Genomic DNA, 17,423 nt, shown 5'->3' on the forward strand with positions numbered 1-17,423 from the left:
GGCGAAACAATGAATCGCCGGATACCCCGGAATCTAGAAGCCGAATCGCAACTCGGTCAGGCCGTTCTCGAAGTTGGAGCGGAGTTGGCGGCCTTCGCCGATGGCGTGGATGTCCGGAAGGCGGCGGAACAGTTCCCGGAACGCCACGGTGAGTTCTTTCCGGACGAGATTCGCACCGAGGCAGAAATGGATGCCGGGCGCCCCGAACCCGACATGTGGATTCGGGTCACGGGTGATGTCGAACAGGTCGGGATTGGCGAAGACGGACTCGTCGCGATTGGCCGAGAGAAAGTAGAGCACGACCTTGTCGCCCGGTTTGAGCACCTGGCCGCCGACCTCGTGCTCGACCTTGATCGTGCGGCCGGTGCGCATGCCGGGGGTGACGTAGCGGACGATCTCCTCGATGCAGGTGCCGATGTGCGCGTCGAAGTCGTTCACGAGGAGTTCGCGCTGGTCGGGATGGTCGGTGAGGAGCCGCAGGCCGTGCGCCATCGCGTTGCTGGCGGTGTTGATGCCGGCGGTGACCAGCAGGGTGAAGAACGCGCCGAGCTCCATGCTGGTGAGCTTCTCGCCGTCGATGTTGGCGGTGACGAGCTGGGAGATGACGTCCTCGCGCGGGTTCCTCCTGCGCTCCTTGCCGAGCTCGATGACCATCCGCCGCAGGCCGACCAGGCCCAGGGTGTTCTTGGCGGCCAGGCGTAAGGAGGAGGCGAACCCCGGCCGCACGCCGGTGTAGTCGGCCCAGGTGTGCACCCGCTCGATGACCAGCCCCCGGTGCTCCTCGGGCACCCCGACGATGTCGCAGATGACGCCCGCCGCGATCGGGTTGGCGATCTGGGTGATGAAGTCGCCGCCCGGACCTGCGGCGACGACGCCGTCGATGATGCGGTTGACGTTGGCGGTGACGTCGTGCTCGCTCTTGTCGAGCATGCGCGGGGTGAAGGCGCGGGCGATGATGCGGCGCAGGCGGCCGTGCTGGGGGTCGTCGAGGTTCACCATCGAGTTGCCGAAGATGTACTTGGCCCAGAACGGCGGCGGCGGGATCGACACCGACGGGTAGCTACTGAACACCCCCGGGTTGCGCAGCGCCTCGGTGATCTCCTGGTGCCGCACCAGCGCGTAGAACCCCTTGCCCGACCGCAGGCCGGGCACCCTCGGCTCGCCGAAGTACATCGGCCGCTCGATCTCCCGCAGCCGCTCGAAGGCCGCCAGCCTCTCGGGATGGGGCCGTCCCCAGAAGGACAGGCTGCCCAGGTCGATGTCTTGGACGACAGTCATAAGGGCCAGCACCTCGGGTCGGGGGACGGGACGTTATTCGCAGTGTCTTTTTAGGACATATTCACCACGCGAGCCACAGCCGGCCTTCGGCCGGCCGCGTCTCGCTTTAGTATGGCGCGGTCATCGCCCCCTAGGTCACCGGAATTCATCGCATATGAAGATCGATGTCGTACGCCCCCGCGATCTCGGCGAGCCGGAATTATCGGCGTGGAGACGGATGCGCCGGGCCTCTCCCCATCTGGCCAGCCCGTGGCTGGCGCCCGAGTTCGCGTGCGCGGTCGGCGACGTGCGCGACGCCGCGAGAGTGGCCGTGATCTGGGACGACAACGATCTGGCGGGGTTCTTGCCGTTCGAGCCGTGCGGCCCCAGGGCGGCCCGTCCGCTGGCCGCGTGGATCACCCTCGCACAGGGGCTCGTGCACCGGCCCGGTTTCGAAATCGACGGCCCCGACCTGCTGAAAGGCTGCGGGCTCGACGTGTTCGAGTTCGAATACCTGGTCGGCGGCCAGCCGTGGTTCACTTCGGACGAGAATCGGACGGCGATGCTGCTCGATCTCGAATCCGGATATGACGGATATATCAAGTTCTTACGCGAGACGTCGCCGAAGTCGTACAAGACAATCGCCTATAAGGAGCGCAAGATCCAGCGGGACCTCGGCCCGCTGACCTACGAATACGCGTCGAATGATCATTTCGGCGCGCTGCTGCGCTGGAAGTCCGACCAGTATCGGCGCATCGGCCGCGCCGACCGCACGGCGAAACCGTGGGTGGCCGCGCTGATCGAACGGCTGCGCGATGTGCGGACGCCGGAATTCAGCGCCCCGCTGTCGGTTCTCAAGATCGGCGACCGCCCGGTCGCCGCGCATTTCGGGCTGGTCAGCGAAGGGGTGATGGCGGGCTGGTTCCCCGCTTATGATCCGGAACTCGGGTCGTATTCCCCCGGATTGATCCACCATTTACGCCTGGTCGAGGCCGCCGCCGCCCGCGGACTGCGGCATATCGACACCGGCACCGCCGGCGACTACAAACAGACCATCTGCAACGGCACCCTCCCCCTCTCCGAAGGGGTGGCCCGGCGGCGGAGCGCGGCCTCGGCCCTCCACTGGCTGCGCACCGCGCCCGCGCGGCGCGTCAAGCAGACGATCGTCGGCGACCCCCGCCTGCACGCGCTCGCCGACCGGGCGCTGAAGCTGCGGGGCCGCGCGTGAGGATCGACGTGGTGCGGCCGTCGGAGCTCACCGAGGCGCAGCTGGCCGGCTGGCGGGCGCTGGAGCGCGCGGGCGGCCGCCGCCCGAACCCGTTCCTGGCCCCCGAGTACACCCGGGCCGTCGGCGCGGTCCGCGACGACGCCCACGTGGCGGTGGTCGACGGCGGCCGGGCCTTCTTCCCGTTCGAGCGGCGCGGCGCGGTCGGCCGGCCGATCGGCTCGGTGCTCTCCGACCTCCAGGGCATGGCGGCCGAACCCGGCCTGGAGGTGCCGCCGAGGGAGCTGCTGCGCGCCTGCGACCTCAAGGTCTGGGCCTTCGACCACCTCGACCCGGCCCAGTTCACCCAGGGCCACAAGGCGCTGCACCCCTCCCCCGTCATCGACCTGACCGGCGGCTACGACCTCTACGCCAAGGGGCTGGCCGAGCGGTCGAACAAGATCTACAAGTCGACCCTGAAGAAGGAGCGGCGGCTGGCCCGCGAGGTCGGCGAGGTCAGGTTCGTGCTCGACTCGCCCGACCGCGCCGCGCTGCGCATCCTCCAGCGCTGGAAGTCGGCGCAGTACCGCCGCACCGGCCGCCCCGACCGCTTCGCCGAGCCGTGGGTGGTCGCCGTCGCCGAACGCCTCCACGAGGTGCGCACGCCGGTGTTCACCGGCACCCTCGGCCTGCTCTACGCCGGAGACACGCTGGTCGCGGGCAACTTCGGGGTCCGCACCGAGACCACGATCATCGCCTGGTTCCCCGTCTACGACCCGGCCTTCGCCTTCTACTCCCCCGGCCTCATCCACCGCCTGCGGTTGTGCCGGGCGGTCGCCGAGGCGGGGGTGACCCTGATGGACCTGGGCCGGGGCGAGAAGGGCTACAAGGACAGCCTCAAGACCGGCGACCTGCTGGTCGCCGAGGGCCGCCTGGCCCGCCCGTCGGTCGCCGCCGCCCGCCACTGGCTGACGCACGAGCCGCGCCGCCGCGCGGTGAACCTGGTGCTCTCCACCCCGGTCCTGTACGGCGCCGCCGACCGCGCGGCCCGATGGGTCGCGAAACGGCGCGGCACTACTCCTGCGTCTGCGGATTGAGCCCCGGCAGCCGCTTCGCCCCCGCGACCGACGGCTCGGTGAGCTCCAGCACGTCGAGCCCCTGGGTGATGTCGCTGGAGTAGATGTAGCCGTTGTAGAAGTAGGCCGACCACGACCCGCCGAGCGTGCCGGGCGCCAGCGGCGCCCGTTCGAACGCGGCCACCTCGCGGGCCTTCGCCGGGTCGGTGAAGTCCCAGACCGAGACGCCGCCCTGGTACCAGGCCTGCACCATCAGGTTGCGGCCCTCGACCGGGATGACGTTGCCGTTGTGGGCGACGCAGTTCTCCTCGCCGGTCTGGGTCCGGGGGATCTTGAACAGGCCGAGCGGCCGCATCCGGCGCTCGGCGGTGATCTCGTAGATCGCCGTGCCGCCCTTGTTGCGCGGCGTCTTCGCGGTGCACATCGGGGCCGCCCCGCCGCCGAGTTCGTCGCTCAGCACGACCTGGGTCCCGTCGGGGGTGAAGGCCGCCGAGTGCCAGATCGAGAAGTTCTCGCGGTCGGTGACCCGCTGGAGCACCTTCGGGTCGGCCCGGTCGGTGATGTCGAGCAGCAGGCCGTCGCCGTAGCAGGCGGCCACCGCCAGGTTCCGGGCCGGATAGACGCTGACGTCGTGGCAGCCGCCGAACCGGCCGGGGTCGCGGTCGGTGAACAACACGGGCGTGGCCACGACCTTCGCGGCGGCCGGGTCGGCGACCGGCACCTCGATGACCGAGATGAGCTCGTGGGGGGCCGGGCAGTTGGCGGTGTCCGGGATCGGCCCGGCCGCCGAGACGTAGAGGTGGTGGACGTCCTCACCCGGGATGATCGTGTTGGTGTGGGACCCGCACCGCGTCCGCACGGCCGTCACGTAGCGGGGGTTGGCGACGTCGGAGATGTCGAAGATCCGGACGCCCTCGAACTGCGCCGGCGACGACGGGTCGCCGGGCCCGCTCGAACAGTCGGGCCCGGCGCGCGGCACGTCGACCGACAGGAACAGCAGGTTCCCGTAGACCGAGACGTCGTTCTGGTCGGCCGGGCAGAGCACCCGGGTCACCACCCACGGCTTGGTGGGGTCGGCGATGTCGTAGACGGTGAAGCCGCCGTAGTTGCCGGCGAAGGCGTACTTCCCCTGGAAGGCCAGGTCGGTGCCGAACGACTGCGGGGTGTCGAACGGGGCGCCCGGCGCCACGTTGGCGACGTGCCGCAGGCCGCCCGCGATGGTGAACTCGGGGCTCGGGGCGCTCTTCGGCGTCGCGGGAGGCGGTGGCGCGGTCGTACAGCCCGCTATCAGGACAAGACCTAGCAACAGCCGCTTCAACCGCGATCCTCACTAATCGGGGCGCTCTATCGGCAGCGTACCGATCAGAGGGCGATCCCGAGCAGTGCGTCGGCGATGTCGCGGACCACTTCCGGCGCACCCGCGTCGTCGCCCTCGGCGGCGGCCCAGGCGTCGATCGCGGCCAGCGCCCCGGGGGCGTCGAGGTCGTCGGCGATCCGGTCGCGGACCAGCGCCAGCACGTCGGCGCCCGAGGGGCCAGACGGCCGGGCCACGGCCGCGCGCCAGCGGGCCAGCCGGGCGGTCGCCTCGGTCAGGTCGGCGTCGGTCCACTCCCAGTCGCTGCGGTAGTGGTGGCCGAGCAGGGCCAGCCGGATCGCCATCGGGTCGGCGTGCTGCCGCAGCCTCGACACGAACACCAGGTTGCCGCGCGACTTCGACATCTTCTCGCCGTCGAGGCCGACCATGCCCGCGTGGACGTAGGCCTTGGCGAACGGCCACTCGCCGGTCGCCACGTGGCCCTCGCAGGCGCCCATCTCGTGGTGGGGGAAGATCAGGTCGCTGCCGCCGCCCGAGACGTCGAAGCCGGGGCCGAGGTTGTTCAGCGCGATCGTGGTGCACTCGACGTGCCAGCCGGGACGGCCCGGACCGAAGGGCGAGGGCCAGGAGGGCTCGCCGGGACGCTCGGCCCGCCACAGCAGCCAGTCGAGGGGGTCGCGCTTGCCCGGCCGCTCGGGGTCGCCGCCGCGCTCCCCGAACAGGGCCAGCATGGTCTCCTCGTCGTAACCGGAGACCGCGCCGAACTTGGGGGCGGCGGTGCGGGCGAAGTAGACGTCGCCGTCGATCGTGTACGTCGCCTCGCCGAGCCGCTCGACGAGGGCGGCGACCTGGTCGACGACCTCGGTCACGCCGACGTACTCGGCCGGGGGCAGGATGCGCAGGGCGGCCATGTCGGTGCGGAACAACTCGATCTGGTCTTCGGCCAGTTCCCGCCAGTCCTGCCCGTCGCGCTGGGCGCGTTCGAGCAGCGGGTCGTCGACGTCGGTCGCGTTCTGGGTGTAGTGGACGTCGTGGCCGGCGTCGCGCCAGGCGCGGTTCACCAGGTCGAAGGCCAGGTAGGTGTTCGCGTGGCCGAGGTGGGTCGCGTCGTAGGGGGTGATGCCGCAGACGTACATGCGGGCCACCGGGCCGGGCTCCGTGGTCCGGATCTCGCGGGCGGCGGTGTCGTAGAGGCGGAGCGGGTGACCTTGGCCCGGCAGGCTGGGGACGTTCGACGAAGACCACGATTGCATGGTGTGAGCCTATCCGCGTGCCTCGCGCGGGATGTCCACCGGATGCCAGGTGAGGGGGTCGTCGGGGGCCGGCAGGAAGTCGTAGCGCACGCCCGATTCGGCCAGCGCGACGAGGCTGACCGACAACGACATGAACAGGCGGCCGTCGCTCAGTTCGTGGCGGACCAGCAGGGCGGCCGGGTCTTCGTAGGGCAGGCCGTCGCCGGAGGCGAGGGGCAGCCACTCGCCCCAGTAGCGTTCGGGGCTGCCGCCGGCCGGGCGGCCGGGCCGGGGGGCCTTGGCGAAGGCGGGCTGGAAGTGCGCCACCCGGGCGTTGTCGGCGGCGTCGGGCAGACCGGCGTTGACGACGACGTGGGTGCCGGGGCGCAGCTTCTCCTCCGACAGCTTGTCGCCCGTCCAGGTCCAGAGCCGGACGCCGTCGAGCCCGCCGAGCAGCAGGTGGAAGGGGTCGTAGCGGGTCAGTTCGACCAGGGGCATCTCGCCGCCGGAGGCGGCCAGCAGCGGCAGTTCGCCGCGGGAGGCGCGGTTGCGGGCGCCGGAGAGCAGGCCCTGGCCGTTGAGCAGGGCGGCGACGCGCCGCGCGGCGGGGTCGACGGCCAGCCAGGTGCCGCCCGCCAGGAGGTCACGGCCGCCGACGACGCCCCGATGGTCGGGCCAGTAGGCGGAAGGGGACATCCATGGACGGTTGACGAACTCGTCGCGGACCCCGGCCAGCAGGATCGGCGACTCCGCATCGGGGTCGAAGCTCACGATGACCGTACACAATGCCCGTTCCCTCCACTATCGGTAGAGACTCATGCAGAGTGCCGGAAATAAGTGCTTACGTCCAGCTCAGTGAGGCTCCGGGAAAGTAGTTATATCGGGGGCCAGGGGATCGCGGGCCAGTCGCCCGAGGGGTAAGGGTGAATTCCGGTGTCCAGCAGTCTGCGTACCCGGTTCCAGGTCGCCTCCACCTCGGCTGCGGTGAGCAGTTCGCGCAATCTTCGTCCGAGTCGTCCTCTTTCGAGTTCCTGATCGAGATGGACGAGGACCGAGACCGCCTCCCGGGAGAGCGGCCGCCCCTTCCACTGCCACAACACGGTGCGGAGCTTGGTGTCGACGGAGAAGCAGACGCCGTGGTCGACGCCGTAGACGTGGCCGTCGGGCAGCGGCAGCAGATGGCCGCCCTTGCGGTCGGCGTTGTTGATCACGGCGTCGAGGACGGCCATGCGGCGCAGCGCGGGCTGGCGGCTGCGCATGACGGCCATCAGGTCGGCATCGGGGTCGGCGTCGATCCAGAGCTGGACCATGCCGGGGCCGAACGGGCCGTCGCGGTAGACGGTCGGCGGCACCAGCCGCCAGCCGGTGGCCACCGCCACCTCGTAGGCGGCGACCTCGCGGGCGGCGAGGGTGCCGTCGGGGAAGTCCCAGAGCGGGCGTTCGCCCTTCACGGGCTTGTAGACGCAGGCCGCGACCTGGTCGCCCGCGCTGATCGTGCAGTAGAGGGTCATGTTGGTGGCCTCGACCAGACGGCCGGCGACCTCCAGCCGCCCGCCGCGCAGCAGCCGCATGGCCGCCGCGTCGTCGAGCTTGGTCCCCTCTTCCGCGTTCTCAGCGGTCATGCGGTGAGTCCCCCGGGGTGGTGTCCGTTGAGCCTGACGCAGATGTGACCCTCGGGATCGAGGGGCTGCCCGCACAGGGGGCAGGGCGGCCGCCCGGCGGCCACGACGTCGAGGGCGCGGCGGCTGAAGGCGCGCGCGGCGGCGGCGCTGATGCGCACCCGCAGGACGGCGGGCTCGGGCCGGTCGGGGTCGCCGAAGATCGGGTCCTCTTCCTCTTCGGCGGTGGCCTCCTGGGCCTCGATGATCACCTGGGCGGTGTCGGGGTCCCAGGCCAGGGCCATGGTGCCGACCCGGAAGTCTTCTTCGATCGGGGTGTCGAGGGGGCCTTCGTCGGAGACCTCGCCGGGAGCCACGGCCGGGACGGGGGCGCGGCCGCCGCTGCGGCGCAGCACCTCGTCGAGCAGTTCGTCGAGACGGTCGGCCAGCACCGCGACCTGGAACTTCTCCAGCGAGACCGTGGTGAGGCGCCCCTGCGCCCTCGCCTGCAGGAAGAAGGTTCGCGCGCCCGGTTGCCCAACGGCACCGGCCACGAACCTCTCAGGCGGATCGTAATCGAAGACCGGCATAGCCCCGACCTTACGTGGTCCCGGCTCCGCCGCCGACGGCGGCGTCGCTCCCGGCGATGTTTTCTCCCCCATCTTTGTGCTCCGGAGGCGGCTCCGGAAGCCCGAAATTTCGGGTGTCGTTAAGCCTGCGAAGAAAGGGGCGTATGGGGGTGTATTCGATGACTGTGACCGATCCTGGATCGACGTTGATCCGCTGGAACTGGTCGAGGTGCAACCCCAGCGCGTCGGCCACGATCGCCTTGATCACGTCGCCGTGGGAGCAGACCAGATAGGTCGCCCGCTCCCCCAGCCGGGCGTTCCAGTCGCGGACGGCCGCCACCGCGCGGGCCGACACGGCCGCCAGCGACTCGCCGCCCGGGAAGACGGCGGCGCTCGGGTGGGCCTGCACGACCTTCCACTCGGGCTCCTTGGCGAGGTCGCCGAGCTTCTTCCCGGTCCAGTCGCCGTAGTCGCACTCGGCGAATCGGTCGTCGATCTGGAGGTTTTCGGCGCTGAAAGGTTCGACGGTCTCGCGGCAGCGCTCCAGCGGGCTGGAGACGACCGCGTCGAGGCGCACGTCTCTGAGCCGCTCGGCGGCGTCGGCGGCCTGCCTGCGGCCCCGGTCGTCGAGGTGGACGCCCGGCGCGCGGCCGGCCAGGACCGGCCCGGTCAGCGGGGTCAGCCCGTGGCGCAGCAGCAGAAGGGTCGTCATGCCGTGATCACGCCCAGTCCGAGAAGGGTCAGCAGCAGGGTGCCGGCGAACACGCGGTAGATCACGAAGATGTTGACCGAGTTCTTCGCCACCCACTTGAGCAGCCAGGCGATCGAGGCGTAGCCGACGACGAACGACACGATCGTGGCCACGGCCGTGCCGACCAGCGGCGGGCCGCCGCCGTCGCCGACGTGGCGCATCTCGTAGACGCCCGACAGCACCACCGCCGGGATCGACAGCAGGAACGAGTAGCGGGCCGCCGCCTCGCGCGTGTAGCCGAGGAACATCGCGCCGGTCATCGTGGAGCCCGAGCGGGACGCGCCGGGGATCAGCGGGAGCATCTGCCACGCGCCGATGATGAGGCCGTCCTTCAGCCCGAGGTCGGACAGCTGCTTGGCCTTGCGGCCGAACTGCTCGGCGCCCAGCAGGATCAGCCCGAACACGATCAGCATGGCCGAGTTGAGCCACAGGTTCCGGGCCGGGCCCTCGATCGCGTCGGAGAACAGCAGGCCGGCGACCGAGATGGGGATCGTGCCGAGGATGATGTACCACCCCATGCGGGCGTCGAGGTGGTTCCGCAGTTCCTTGTCGGCCAGGCTGCGCAGCCAGACCCCGGTGATCCGCAGGATGTCGCGCCAGAAGAAGATCAGCACCGCCAGCATGGTGCCGAGCTGGATGACGGCGGTGAACGCGGCCCCGGGGTCTTCCCAGCCCGCCAGCTTGGGCACGATGAGCAGGTGCGCCGAGCTGGAGATCGGCAGGAACTCGGTCAGCCCCTGCACGATGCCGAGGACGACCGCCTCAAAGACGTTCACGGTCGGCCAGCTTAGAGCCTCGGACACGATACTCTGACTCGCAATGGATCAGCGATATGTCGGGCGCAGCGGCCTGTCGGTCTCGCGCATCGGCCTCGGCACCATGACCTGGGCGCGCGACACGTCGGCCGACGAGGCCTCCGCGCAGCTCGTGACGTTCGCCGACGAGGGCGGCACGCTGGTCGACACCGCCGACGTCTACGCCGGCGGCGACGCCGAACGGCTGATCGGCCGGCTGCTCAAAGAGGTCGTCCCCAGAGAAGAGCTGGTGATCGCCACCAAGGCGGTGCTCACGCCCGGCGGCAAAGACGGCTCCCGCCGCCACCTGATCCGCGCCCTCGACGCCTCGCTCGACCGCCTGGGCGTCGACGAGGTCGACTTATGGCAGCTGCACGCCTTCGATCCCGACGTGCCGCTCGAAGAGACCCTCCTGGCCGTCGACATCGCGGTCTCGACCGGCCGGGCCGCCTACGCCGGGGTGTGCAACTACGCGGGCTGGCAGGTCGCGGCGGCCGGGGTGCACCAGCGTTCCGCGCCGGGCCGGGCCCCGATCGTGGCCGCGCAGGTCGAATACTCGCTGGTCGCCCGTGAGGCCGAAGACGAGCTGTTCCCGGCCGCCGCCCACGTGGGCGCGGGCGTGCTGGCGTGGTCGCCGCTCGGGCGGGGCGTGCTGACCGGCAAGTACCGGACCGGCATCCCGGCCGACTCGCGCGCCGCCACGCCCCACTTCGCCGACTTCATCCAGCCCTATCTCGACGAGCGCTCGCGCCGGATCGTCGAGTCGTGCGTGACCGCCGCCGAGGGCCTGGGCGCCTCGCCGCTCGCGGTGGCGCTGGCCTGGGTCCGCGACCGGCCCGGGGTCGCCTCGGCGATCGTGGGCGCGCGCACCCACGCCCAGCTGCTGGGCGTGCTGCAGTCCGAGACGCTCGTGCTCCCCTGGGAGATCCGCGAGGCCCTGGACGACGTGTCGTCGTGACACCTCGCCCAGGGCCTCCCGGGTGAACGCCGCCTGCGGGTCAGGCGCAGGCGGAGCCGTTGACGGCGAAGTCGACCGGCGCGGGGTTCACGCCGGCGTGCTCGCCGTTGAAACCGATCCACAGGGTCCGGCCGGGCGCGATGTCCTGGTTCCAGGACACGCCGGTGGCGGTGACCCGCTGACCGCTCTGCGCCCAGTCGGCCGACCAGCCCCGGTCGAGCTGCTGCCCGGTCGCGGGGAAGGTGAACGTGAGCGCCCAGTCCTCGATCGGCTCGTCTCCGGTGTTCTTGATCGACACGTTCGCGGTCATCCCGGTGCCCCAGGTGACGGCGGAGTAGACGACCTGGCATGACAACACGGGCTCCGCGCCGGCGGTGAAGACCACCGTGTTCGACCAGAGCCCCCAGCTGTTGTCGTAGAAGACGGGCCGGACCCTGACGGAGTACTCGGTGCCCGGTGTCAGCCCGGTGAGCGTCGCGGCGGTGCCCGGGACGGTGGTGAGCAGCTGCCCGTCCGAGACGACCTGGTAGCCGGTGATGGACGGGTACTGGGGATAGCGGGGCGCCGTCCACGTGAGGCGCACGCTGGTCGCGCTCAGCGGAGTGGCGGTCAGGTCGCTCGGCGGCATGGTCACGAGGTCGTTCGTGATCGTCACCGGCGTGACCGGCGAGCGGGCGCTGCGCACGCCGTAACGGTCCACGGCGACCACGTAGATGGGATAGGTCCGGCTGCCCACGGGGGTCGGCAGGTTCACCCAGACCTCGGTGGACCCCTGGGTGACGGCCCGGATGATCCCGTCGCCGCCGTTGTCCTGGTAGACCTCGTAGCAGGCCACGGCGTGATCGTCGGTCGAGGGTTCCCAGCGCAGGGACGCGCCGTTGAAGAACGACCAGACGACCATCGGCGCGCCCGGCGTGCTCGGCGGGAGGTTGGCGGGCGGGCTCGGGGGGATCGGCCCGGTCCGGCAGGGCATGGGACCCGGACTACCGGACGGGCCCGGCGTCGGCGAGGTCGTCGGCACGGGGGCCGCGAGCAGAGCGGCGGTGAGTATCACTGCGGTGATCTGCATGGACCCGATCGTCAGGACGGGCCGGGCGTGCCGTCAACGCGCGGGCCGTCGTGCTCCGGCCCGCAGCAGGTGGCCGGTGAAAGGTTCAGGAACCGAACGAGAGATGGTCTCGCGTATCACACCTGGATACCGAAGGGCGACACAGCGCGAAATTCACCGGGCGTTGGAGAGAGACTGGACCGCGCCAATGGGAGCGGTGCGCCCACAGGGGAGGGGGCCCGCCGGTGACTGGGGAGGGGCTCATGAGGATCGGACGGCGCGCGTCCGCCCTCGGCGCCGGCGTTCTCGCCGTGGCCATCGGCGCCGCCTTCCCCGTGGTCATGGCCGAGGCCGCCCGGGCCGCCGACTGCGACCGGGGCGGCCTGCTGCCGGGGGTGACCGACACGCTGTGCAAGGTCGTCGACGGCGCGACCGACGTGGTCGACGACGTGACCAAGGGCGGCCTCGACGACGTCACCGACACGGTCGACAAGGTCGTCGGCGGGGTGACCGGGAGCGACTCGTCGTCATCGTCGCCGGCCCCGGAAAAGGGCAATCAGGGCGGCAACTCCGACAAGTCGGATAAATCCAACAATGGGCAGAAGAGCGATTCGTCGACCGGCGTCCAGACCGGCACCAGCGACGGCGCCTCGGTCGACGCCTGCGGGTCGGCCTGCGGCCACAGCCCGGCGCCGACGCTCGACGCCGAACCGGTGCGGGTGAAGCCCACCGCCGATACGGCCTCGGCCGCGCCGCGCAAGACCCGCAGGGAGCGGCGGCCGGAGCCGCGCCCCCAGTTCGTCTCGACCGGCGAGTCGATCACCGCCTCGCCCGAACCCGCTCCCCCGCCGGTCGCCGAGGCCGAGCCGGTCAGCGTCGACGAGGTGGCCCCGCCGCTGCTCTGGCCGGGCCAGCTGATCCCCGAGCTGATGAGCGACACCCGCAAGGCGCCGGTGCGCCCCAGGCAGGACTACGACCCGGTCGCGACCGGCCTGACGACCCTGCTGCTGGTGTCGGCGGTGCTGGCCGCGCGGGTCGCCTGGATCAAGCGGGCCAGGAAGGACGAGCTCGAGGCGATGTGCCCGGAGTCGTTGCCGCTCTCCGGGCTGCCGGCGCCGTCACGACGGCGCCAGCGCATCGCCTAGCCGACCTGTCAGGCGCCGATGGCGTGCACGCCGCCGTCGACGTGGACGATCTCACCGGTGGTCGCCGGGAACCAGTCGCTCAGCAGCGCCACGCACGCCTTCGCGGCCGGGACGGTGTCGGCCAGATCCCAGCCCAGCGGGGCCTTGGCCGGCCAGGAGTCCTCGAACTCCTTGAAGCCGGGGATGCTCTTGGCCGCCATCGTGCGCAGCGGGCCGGCCGCCACCAGGTTGGCCCTGATGCCGTGCTTGCCCAGGTCGCGCGCGAGGTAGCGGTTGGTCGCCTCGAGCCCGGCCTTGGCCACGCCCATCCAGTCGTAGACCGGCCACGCCTTGGACGCGTCGAAGTCGAGGCCGACGACCGAGCTGCCCTGCTTCATCAGCGGCAGGCAGGCCATCGACAGCGACTTGTAGGAGAACGTGGAGATCTGGAAGGCGGTGGCGACGTCCTCCCACGAGGTGTTGAGGAAGTTGCCGCCGAGGGCGGTCTGCGGCGCGAACCCGATGGAGTGGACGACCCCGTCGAGCCCGCCGAGGTGCTCGCCGACCCGCTCGGCCAGGCTGTCGAGGTGTTCGGTGTTGCTGACGTCGAGCTCCAGCACCGGCGGCGGCTCGGGCAGCCGCTTGGCGATGCGCTCGACCAGGCTCAGGCGGCCGAACCCGGTGAGGACGATCTGGGCGCCCTCCTCCTGGGCCAGCTTGGCCACGCTGAACGCGATCGAGGCGTCGGTGAGCACGCCGGTGACGAGGATGCGCTTGCCCTCGAGGATTCCCATGGTCAGTGCCCCATTCCCAGGCCGCCGTCGACGGGGATCACGGCCCCGGTGACGTAGGAGGCGTCCTCGCTCGCGAGGAAGCGGACGACGCGGGCGACCTCGCCCACCTTGGCCTGGCGGCCGAGCGGGATCTGCTTCTGGATGGCGGCCTGCTGGTCTTCGGTGAGGACCGCGGTCATGTCGGTCTCGACGAAACCGGGGGCCACGATGTTGACGGTGATGTTCCGCGAGCCGAGCTCGCGGGCCAGCGACCGGCCGAAGCCGACCAGACCGGCCTTGGAGGCGGCGTAGTTGGCCTGCCCGGCCGAGCCGAGGAGGCCGACGACGGAGGAGACGAGGATGATGCGGCCGCGCTTGAGGCGCAGCATCGGGCGCACGGCGCGCTTGGCGACGCGGTAGGCCCCGGTCAGGTTGGTGTCGATGACGTCGGTGAAGGTCTCTTCCTTCATCATCGCCAGCAGGGTGTCTTTGGTGATGCCGGCGTTGGCCACGACGACCTCGACCGGGCCGTGCTCGGCCTCGGCCTTCTCGAAGGCGGCGTCGACCGACTCCTGGCTGGTGACGTCGCACTGGACGCCGAAGAGCCCTTCGGGGGCCTGGCCGGATCGGTGGGTGACGGCGACGAGGTCTCCGGCCGCGGAGAGCTCCCGGGCGACCGCGAGGCCGATGCCGCGGTTGCCGCCGGTGACGAGTACAGAACGAGGCATGTACCCGACGTTACTAGTTACCGGTTGGTAGCCTCTTGTCCGCCGGAGACAAGATCCTCCCTGCCCTGTGGTGGGGTTACTCCAGATCGACTCGCGTGGCGCGGACTAGGATCCCTGCATGCGTCAGATCGATCCCGACTTCCTCGCCCTGCCGCTGCGGCGGTTGGCCGACGCCGCCCTCCAGCGGGCCCGCGAGCTGGGCGCCGAGTTCGCCGCGTTCCGTCTCGAACGGGTGCGCGCCGAGACGCTCCGCCTGTTCGACGCGCGGCTCGAAGGCTCCAGCGACGCCGACGACCTCGGTTTCGCCGTACGGGTGGTCAAGAACGGCACCTGGGGGTTCGCCGGCGGCATCACGCTCACGCCCGAGGCCGTGGCCGAGGTGGCGGCGCAGGCCGTCCAGGTGGCCGAGGTGAGCGCGCCCCTCAACCGGGAGCCCGTCGAGCTGGCCGCCGAGCCGGTGCACGAGGGCGTCTGGGTGTCCCTTTACGACGTCGACCCGTTCGACGTGCCGCTGCGCGACAAGGTCGCGCTGCTCGGCGACTGGTCCGCCGGTCTGCTGGCCAAGGGGGTCGACCACGTGTCGGCCTCGTTGATGCAGGTCAAGGAGCAGAAGTTCTACGCCGACTCGGCCGGCACGGTGACCACGCAGCAGCGGGTCCGCGTCCATCCCTCTCTGACCGCCATGAAGTCCGAGGGCGCCGCCTTCGACGACATGCGCACCCTCGCGCCCCCGGTGGGCCGGGGGTACGAATACCTGACCGGCACCGGCTGGGACTTCCCGGCCGAGCTGGCCGAGCTGCCCGACCTGCTGGCCGAGAAGCTCGCCGCCCCCTCGGTGAAGGCGGGCACCTACGACCTGGTGATCGACCCGTCGAACCTGTGGCTGACCATCCACGAGTCGATCGGCCACGCCACCGAGCTCGACCGGGCGCTGGGCTACGAGGCGGCGTACGCGGGCACCTCGTTCGCGACCTTCGACCAGCTCGGCAAGCTCGCCTACGGCTCCCCGATCATGAACGTGACCGGCGACCGGACCGCCGACCACGGCCTGGCCACCGTCGGCTGGGACGACGAGGGCGTGCAGGGCCAGCGGTTCGACATCGTGCGCGACGGCACCCTGGTCGGCTACCAGCTCGACCGGCGGATGGCCCTGCTGAAGGGCCTGGGCCGCTCGAACGGCTGCGCGTTCGCCGACTCCCCCGGCCACACGCCGATCCAGCGCATGGCCAACGTCTCGCTCCAGCCCGCCGAGGGCGGCCCGTCGGCCGAGGAGCTGATCGCGGGCGTCGACGACGGCATCTACGTCCTGGGCGACAAGAGCTGGTCGATCGACATGCAGCGCTACAACTTCCAGTTCACCGGCCAGCGCTTCTACAAGATCGAGAACGGCCGGCTCGCGGGCCAGCTCCGCGACGTCGCCTACCAGGCCACCACCACCGACTTCTGGCGATCCATGGACGCCGTCGGCGGACCGGAGACCTACGTGCTCGGCGGCGCGTTCAACTGCGGCAAGGGCCAGCCCGGCCAGGTGGCCCCGGTGAGCCACGGCACCCCGGCCGCCCGGTTCCGCGGTGTGAAGATCCTCAACACGGTGCAGGAGGGCGGCAAGTGACCCCGCAGGAAGTAGTCGAGCGCGCGCTGGCGCTGCCCGGCGCCGACGACCGCGTCGTCATCGTCGACGAGGACACCACCGCGAACCTGCGGTTCGCCGGGAACACCCTGACGACCAACGGCGTCGCCCGGGGCTCGCGGCTGACCGTCGTCTCGATCGCCGGCAGCGGCACCGGCGTGGTGTCCCGGTCGGGCGTCACGCCCGACCAGATCGCCGACGTCGTGGGCGCGGCCGACCGGGCGGCGCGCGACGCGCAGCCGTCCGAGGACGCGCGCCCGCTGGTGGCCGGAGAGGCCGCCGCCGACTGGGACCGCCCGGCCGAGGAGACCTCGATCGCGGTCTTCCGCGACCTGGCGCCCGCGCTCGGCGAGGCGTTCGCGGCGGCCGAGGCCGGGGGCCGCCGGCTCTACGGCTTCGCCGAGCACCTGGTCAACTCGGTCTTCGTCGGCACCAGCACGGGTCTGCGCCGCCGGCACGACCAGCCGACCGGCCGCCTGGAGCTGAACGCCAAGTCGCCCGACATGACCCGTTCGGCGTGGGTCGGCGCGGCCACCCGCGACTTCACCGACGTCGACGTCGCGGCCCTCGACGCGACGCTGGCGCAGCGCCTCGAATGGGCCAAGCGCCGGGTCGACCTGGCCCCGGGCCGCTACGAGACCCTGCTGCCCCCGGGCGCGGTGGCCGACCTGATGATCTACCTGTACTGGTCGGCGGGCGCCCGCGACGCCTTCGACGGCCGCACCGTCTTCTCCAAGCCCGGCGGCGGCACCCGCGTCGGCGAGGAGCTGGCCAAGCTGCCGATCGACCTCTACAGCGACCCGGCGCGGGCCGGGGTGGAGTGCGGCGGCTTCACCGTCGCCCACGCCTCCAGCCGCGAGTCGTCGGTCTTCGACAACGGCTTCTCGCTGGGCCGGACCAGGTGGATCGCCGACGGCAAGCTGGCCAACCTCATCCAGACCCGCCACTCGGCCGAGGTCACCGGCCTGGCCGAGACCCCCGCGATCGACAACCTGATCATGGAGGGCCCGGCGGGCGGCAAGTCGCTGGAGGAGATGATCGCGGCCACCGAGCGCGGCCTGCTGCTGACCTGCCTGTGGTACATCCGCGAGGTCGACCCGCAGACGCTGCTGCTCACCGGCCTGACCCGCGACGGCGTCTACCTGGTCGAGAACGGCGAGGTCACCGGCGAGGTGAACAACTTCCGCTTCAACGAGTCGCCGGTCGACCTGCTCGGCCGGGTCACCGAGGTCGGCGCGGCGTCGCAGACCCTGCCGCGCGAGTGGAACGACTACTTCACCCGCACGATCATGCCGCCGCTGCGGGTGCCCGACTTCAACATGTCGACCGTGAGCCAGGCCAACTGAGCCGATCTGACAAGGCAGTC

17 protein-coding genes are annotated in these 17,423 nt (G+C 71.2%); 6 read left to right on the forward strand and 11 right to left on the reverse strand.

What is annotated here, in order from left to right:
* Positions 1-33: 33 nt before the first annotated feature.
* The gene (locus AW274_RS27595) at positions 34-1,278 is read right to left on the reverse strand and encodes a cytochrome P450 (protein ID WP_062437589.1); all 1,245 of its coding nucleotides are present in this window, start codon (positions 1,276-1,278) and stop codon (positions 34-36) included.
* Positions 1,279-1,432: 154 nt separating this feature from the next.
* On the opposite strand from AW274_RS27595, the gene AW274_RS27600 reads away from it, so the two are divergent.
* Together AW274_RS27600 and AW274_RS27605 are read left to right on the forward strand one after the other, a co-directional pair.
* Positions 1,433-2,485 carry a GNAT family N-acetyltransferase gene (locus tag AW274_RS27600; protein ID WP_062437591.1) on the forward strand — a complete coding sequence of 351 codons (1,053 nt, stop codon included), beginning with the start codon at positions 1,433-1,435 and terminating at the stop codon, positions 2,483-2,485.
* Positions 2,482-3,558, forward strand: a complete 1,077-nt coding sequence (locus AW274_RS27605; RefSeq protein WP_062437593.1) for a GNAT family N-acetyltransferase — start codon at positions 2,482-2,484, stop codon at positions 3,556-3,558. The genes AW274_RS27600 and AW274_RS27605 overlap by 4 nt, the downstream gene beginning before the upstream one ends.
* On the opposite strand, the gene AW274_RS27610 is transcribed toward AW274_RS27605, so the two are convergent.
* The 7 genes from AW274_RS27610 to AW274_RS27640 all read right to left on the reverse strand — a co-directional run bounded on the left by AW274_RS27610 (position 3,536) and on the right by AW274_RS27640 (position 9,778).
* Positions 3,536-4,855 carry an LVIVD repeat-containing protein gene (locus AW274_RS27610; RefSeq protein ID WP_062437595.1) on the reverse strand — a complete coding sequence of 440 codons (1,320 nt, stop codon included), beginning with the start codon at positions 4,853-4,855 and terminating at the stop codon, positions 3,536-3,538. The two genes, AW274_RS27605 and AW274_RS27610, sit on opposite strands and share 23 nt — an antisense overlap.
* A gap of 44 nt (positions 4,856-4,899) precedes the next feature.
* A complete protein-coding gene (mshC, locus tag AW274_RS27615) occupies positions 4,900-6,105 on the reverse strand; it encodes a cysteine--1-D-myo-inosityl 2-amino-2-deoxy-alpha-D-glucopyranoside ligase (RefSeq protein WP_062437597.1) in 1,206 nt (401 codons plus the stop codon).
* 9 nt (positions 6,106-6,114) lie between these two features.
* On the reverse strand, positions 6,115-6,870 hold the full coding sequence (locus AW274_RS27620; protein ID WP_062437600.1) for an NRDE family protein: 756 nt from the start codon (positions 6,868-6,870) through the stop codon (positions 6,115-6,117).
* 89 nt (positions 6,871-6,959) lie between these two features.
* Entirely contained in the window at positions 6,960-7,706 is a 747-nt protein-coding gene (locus tag AW274_RS27625; protein WP_062340308.1) for an SCO1664 family protein, read from the reverse strand.
* Positions 7,703-8,272, reverse strand: coding sequence for a DUF3090 domain-containing protein (locus AW274_RS27630; RefSeq protein WP_062437603.1), 570 nt, complete (start codon positions 8,270-8,272; stop codon positions 7,703-7,705). The genes AW274_RS27625 and AW274_RS27630 overlap by 4 nt, the downstream gene beginning before the upstream one ends.
* Before the next feature lie 10 nt (positions 8,273-8,282).
* Positions 8,283-8,963 carry an MSMEG_4193 family putative phosphomutase gene (locus AW274_RS27635; protein WP_062437605.1) on the reverse strand — a complete coding sequence of 227 codons (681 nt, stop codon included), beginning with the start codon at positions 8,961-8,963 and terminating at the stop codon, positions 8,283-8,285.
* Complete coding sequence (locus tag AW274_RS27640; RefSeq protein ID WP_198169439.1) at positions 8,960-9,778, reverse strand: undecaprenyl-diphosphate phosphatase; 819 nt, start codon at positions 9,776-9,778, stop codon at positions 8,960-8,962. Before AW274_RS27640 ends, AW274_RS27635 begins: the two co-directional genes overlap by 4 nt.
* A 43-nt stretch (positions 9,779-9,821) precedes the next feature.
* Between AW274_RS27640 and AW274_RS27645 the strand changes: the two genes are divergently transcribed.
* The gene (locus AW274_RS27645; RefSeq protein WP_062437609.1) at positions 9,822-10,754 is read left to right on the forward strand and encodes an aldo/keto reductase; all 933 of its coding nucleotides are present in this window, start codon (positions 9,822-9,824) and stop codon (positions 10,752-10,754) included.
* A gap of 40 nt (positions 10,755-10,794) precedes the next feature.
* Here AW274_RS27645 and AW274_RS27650 read toward each other — a convergent pair whose 3' ends face one another.
* Positions 10,795-11,823, reverse strand: a complete 1,029-nt coding sequence (locus tag AW274_RS27650; RefSeq protein WP_062437611.1) for a cellulose binding domain-containing protein — start codon at positions 11,821-11,823, stop codon at positions 10,795-10,797.
* 242 nt (positions 11,824-12,065) lie between these two features.
* Here AW274_RS27650 and AW274_RS27655 point away from each other — a divergent pair, with 242 nt between their 5' ends.
* A complete protein-coding gene (locus tag AW274_RS27655) occupies positions 12,066-12,947 on the forward strand; it encodes a hypothetical protein (protein WP_062437614.1) in 882 nt (293 codons plus the stop codon).
* A gap of 8 nt (positions 12,948-12,955) precedes the next feature.
* On the opposite strand, the gene fabI is transcribed toward AW274_RS27655, so the two are convergent.
* Positions 12,956-13,720: an enoyl-ACP reductase FabI gene (gene fabI, locus AW274_RS27660; RefSeq protein ID WP_062340315.1), complete on the reverse strand. Its 765-nt coding sequence runs from the start codon at positions 13,718-13,720 to the stop codon at positions 12,956-12,958.
* 2 nt (positions 13,721-13,722) lie between these two features.
* The gene (fabG, locus tag AW274_RS27665; RefSeq protein ID WP_062437616.1) at positions 13,723-14,427 is read right to left on the reverse strand and encodes a beta-ketoacyl-ACP reductase; all 705 of its coding nucleotides are present in this window, start codon (positions 14,425-14,427) and stop codon (positions 13,723-13,725) included.
* A gap of 118 nt (positions 14,428-14,545) precedes the next feature.
* On the opposite strand from fabG, the gene AW274_RS27670 reads away from it, so the two are divergent.
* Together AW274_RS27670 and AW274_RS27675 are read left to right on the forward strand one after the other, a co-directional pair.
* Positions 14,546-16,039 (forward strand): TldD/PmbA family protein, encoded by a 1,494-nt coding sequence (locus AW274_RS27670; protein ID WP_062437619.1) that lies wholly within the window; start codon positions 14,546-14,548, stop codon positions 16,037-16,039.
* On the forward strand, positions 16,036-17,403 hold the full coding sequence (locus tag AW274_RS27675; protein ID WP_062437621.1) for a metallopeptidase TldD-related protein: 1,368 nt from the start codon (positions 16,036-16,038) through the stop codon (positions 17,401-17,403). The genes AW274_RS27670 and AW274_RS27675 overlap by 4 nt, the downstream gene beginning before the upstream one ends.
* Positions 17,404-17,423 lie beyond the last annotated feature (20 nt).

Origin of the sequence: Herbidospora daliensis (assembly GCF_001570585.1) — a bacterium.
Classification (GTDB): domain Bacteria; phylum Actinomycetota; class Actinomycetes; order Streptosporangiales; family Streptosporangiaceae; genus Herbidospora; species Herbidospora daliensis.

Coding starts and splice junctions, on each gene's coding strand:
- AW274_RS27595 (WP_062437589.1), bottom strand. CDS start 1,278: ATGACTGTCGTCCAAGACATCGACCTGGGCAGCCTGTCCTTCTGGGGA.
- AW274_RS27600 (WP_062437591.1), top strand. CDS start 1,433: ATGAAGATCGATGTCGTACGCCCCCGCGATCTCGGCGAGCCGGAATTA.
- mshC (WP_062437597.1), bottom strand. CDS start 6,105: ATGCAATCGTGGTCTTCGTCGAACGTCCCCAGCCTGCCGGGCCAAGGT.
- AW274_RS27625 (WP_062340308.1), bottom strand. CDS start 7,706: ATGACCGCTGAGAACGCGGAAGAGGGGACCAAGCTCGACGACGCGGCG.
- AW274_RS27630 (WP_062437603.1), bottom strand. CDS start 8,272: ATGCCGGTCTTCGATTACGATCCGCCTGAGAGGTTCGTGGCCGGTGCC.
- AW274_RS27635 (WP_062437605.1), bottom strand. CDS start 8,963: ATGACGACCCTTCTGCTGCTGCGCCACGGGCTGACCCCGCTGACCGGG.
- AW274_RS27645 (WP_062437609.1), top strand. CDS start 9,822: ATGGATCAGCGATATGTCGGGCGCAGCGGCCTGTCGGTCTCGCGCATC.
- AW274_RS27650 (WP_062437611.1), bottom strand. CDS start 11,823: ATGCAGATCACCGCAGTGATACTCACCGCCGCTCTGCTCGCGGCCCCC.
- AW274_RS27655 (WP_062437614.1), top strand. CDS start 12,066: ATGAGGATCGGACGGCGCGCGTCCGCCCTCGGCGCCGGCGTTCTCGCC.
- fabI (WP_062340315.1), bottom strand. CDS start 13,720: ATGGGAATCCTCGAGGGCAAGCGCATCCTCGTCACCGGCGTGCTCACC.
- fabG (WP_062437616.1), bottom strand. CDS start 14,427: ATGCCTCGTTCTGTACTCGTCACCGGCGGCAACCGCGGCATCGGCCTC.
- AW274_RS27670 (WP_062437619.1), top strand. CDS start 14,546: ATGCGTCAGATCGATCCCGACTTCCTCGCCCTGCCGCTGCGGCGGTTG.